This window comes from Stenotrophomonas maltophilia group sp. Smal17 (assembly GCF_030237045.1).
GTDB lineage: Bacteria > Pseudomonadota > Gammaproteobacteria > Xanthomonadales > Xanthomonadaceae > Stenotrophomonas > Stenotrophomonas forensis.
Genome location: NZ_JASJSU010000163.1, coordinates 1 through 2,977 on the forward strand (window position 1 = coordinate 1; position 2,977 = coordinate 2,977).

General features: G+C 53.4%; 1 rRNA gene. It reads left to right on the forward strand.

Going from position 1 to position 2,977, the window contains the following annotated elements:
- Positions 1–28: 28 nt before the first annotated feature.
- Positions 29–2,908 (forward strand): 23S ribosomal RNA (locus tag QRO93_RS21275).
- Positions 2,909–2,977: the final 69 nt, after the last annotated feature.

Consider the following 2,977-nt stretch of genomic DNA (forward strand, 5'->3'; position numbering starts at 1 on the left):
TATAACCCAAGGCAACTTGCGGTTATATGGTCAAGCGAATAAGCGCACACGGTGGATGCCTTGGCGGTCAGAGGCGATGAAGGACGTGGCAGCCTGCGAAAAGTATCGGGGAGCTGGCAACAAGCTTTGATCCGGTAATGTCCGAATGGGGAAACCCACCCGCTTGCGGGTATCCTGCAGTGAATACATAGCTGCTGGAAGCGAACCTGGTGAACTGAAATATCTAAGTAACCAGAGGAAAAGAAATCAACCGAGATTCCGTAAGTAGCGACGAGCGAACGCGGACTAGCCCTTAAGCTGATTTGGTTCTAGGAAAACGCTCTGGAAAGAGCGGCCATAGAAGGTGATAGCCCTGTATCTGAAAGGGCCATTTCAGTGAAGACGAGTAGGGCGGGGCACGTGAAACCCTGTCTGAACATGGGGGGACCATCCTCCAAGGCTAAATACTACTGACCGACCGATAGTGAACCAGTACCGTGAGGGAAAGGCGAAAAGAACCCCGGAGAGGGGAGTGAAATAGAACCTGAAACCGTGTGCGTACAAGCAGTAGGAGCTCCGCAAGGAGTGACTGCGTACCTTTTGTATAATGGGTCAGCGACTTACTGTTCGTGGCAAGCTTAACCGTATAGGGGAGGCGAAGGGAAACCGAGTCTGATAAGGGCGCATAGTCGCGGGCAGTAGACCCGAAACCGGGTGATCTAGTCATGCCCAGGGTGAAGGTGCGGTAACACGCACTGGAGGCCCGAACCCACTCCCGTTGCAAAGGTAGGGGATGAGGTGTGATTAGGAGTGAAAAGCTAATCGAACCCGGAGATAGCTGGTTCTCCTCGAAAGCTATTTAGGTAGCGCCTCATATGTATCCTCTCGGGGGTAGAGCACTGTTATGGCTAGGGGGTCATCGCGACTTACCAAACCATTGCAAACTCCGAATACCGAGACGGACTGTATGGGAGACACACGGCGGGTGCTAACGTCCGTCGTGAAAAGGGAAACAACCCAGACCCACAGCTAAGGTCCCAAATTTTGTGCTAAGTGGAAAACCATGTGGAAAGGCACAGACAGCCAGGAGGTTGGCTTAGAAGCAGCCACCCTTTAAAGAAAGCGTAATAGCTCACTGGTCGAGTCGGTCTGCGGGGAAGATTTAACGGGGCTAAGCACAGAACCGAAGCTTGGGGTGCATAACTTTGTTATGCGCGGTAGAGGAGCGTTCCGTAAGCCGTTGAAGGTGGATTGAGAAGTCTGCTGGAGGTATCGGAAGTGCGAATGCTGACATGAGTAACGATAATGCGGGTGAAAAACCCGCACGCCGAAAGCCCAAGGTTTCCTTGCGCAACGTTAATCGGCGCAGGGTGAGTCGGCCCCTAAGGCGAGGACGAAAGTCGTAGTCGATGGGAAGCAGGTTAATATTCCTGCACCTCGCGTAAGTGCGATGGAGGGACGGAGAAGGTTAGGTGTACCAGGCGTTGGTTGTCCTGGGGAAAGGCGGTAGGTTTGGATCTTTGGCAAATCCGGGATCCTTTAAGACCGAGCACCGAGACGAGCCTTTAAGGCGAAGTCACTGATACCACGCTTCCAGGAAAAGCTCCTAAGCTTCAGCTTACGCAGACCGTACCGTAAACCGACACAGGTGGGTAGGATGAGAATTCTCAGGCGCTTGAGAGAACTCGGGTGAAGGAACTAGGCAACATGGCACCGTAACTTCGGGAGAAGGTGCACCCTTTTTGGTGGCTCGTGCGAGCTATAGCTGAAGAGGGTCGCAGTAACCAGGCCGCTGCGACTGTTTATCAAAAACACAGCACTCTGCAAACACGAAAGTGGACGTATAGGGTGTGACGCCTGCCCGGTGCTGGAAGGTTAATTGATGGGGTCAGCCGCAAGGCGAAGCTCTTGATCGAAGCCCCAGTAAACGGCGGCCGTAACTATAACGGTCCTAAGGTAGCGAAATTCCTTGTCGGGTAAGTTCCGACCTGCACGAATGGCGTAACGACAGCGGCGCTGTCTCCACCCGAGACTCAGTGAAATTGAAATCGCTGTGAAGATGCAGCGTTCCCGTGGCAAGACGGAAAGACCCCGTGAACCTTTACTATAGCTTTACACTGAACGTTGAGTTCGTCTGTGTAGGATAGGTGGGAGGCTATGAAACTGTGGCGCTAGCTGCAGTGGAGCCATCCTTGAAATACCACCCTGTCGTGCTTGACGTTCTAACCTGGGCCCATTATCTGGGTCGGGGACCGTGTATGGTGGGTAGTTTGACTGGGGCGGTCTCCTCCTAAAGAGTAACGGAGGAGCTCGAAGGTACGCTCAGCGCGGTCGGACATCGCGCACTGTGTGCAAAGGCATAAGCGTGCTTGACTGCAAGATCGACGGATCAAGCAGGTAGGAAACTAGGACTTAGTGATCCGGTGGTTCTGTATGGAAGGGCCATCGCTCAACGGATAAAAGGTACTCCGGGGATAACAGGCTGATACCGCCCAAGAGTTCATATCGACGGCGGTGTTTGGCACCTCGATGTCGGCTCATCACATCCTGGGGCTGTAGTCGGTCCCAAGGGTATGGCTGTTCGCCATTTAAAGTGGTACGCGAGCTGGGTTCAGAACGTCGTGAGACAGTTCGGTCCCTATCTGCCATGGGCGTTGGAGATTTGAGAGGGGCTGCTCCTAGTACGAGAGGACCGGAGTGGACGAACCTCTGGTGTTCCGGTTGTCACGCCAGTGGCATTGCCGGGTAGCTATGTTCGGAAGCGATAACCGCTGAAAGCATCTAAGCGGGAAGCGCGCCTCAAGATGAGATCTCCCGGGGCACAAGCCCCCTGAAGGAACCATGTAGACTACGTGGTTGATAGGTCAGGTGTGTAAGTACAGCAATGTATTGAGCTAACTGATACTAATGATCCGTGCGGCTTGACCATATAACCTCAAGTTGCCTTGGCTTTACGACAACGTCGTAAGAGCATCCAAGTGCACGCTACGTCACAAGA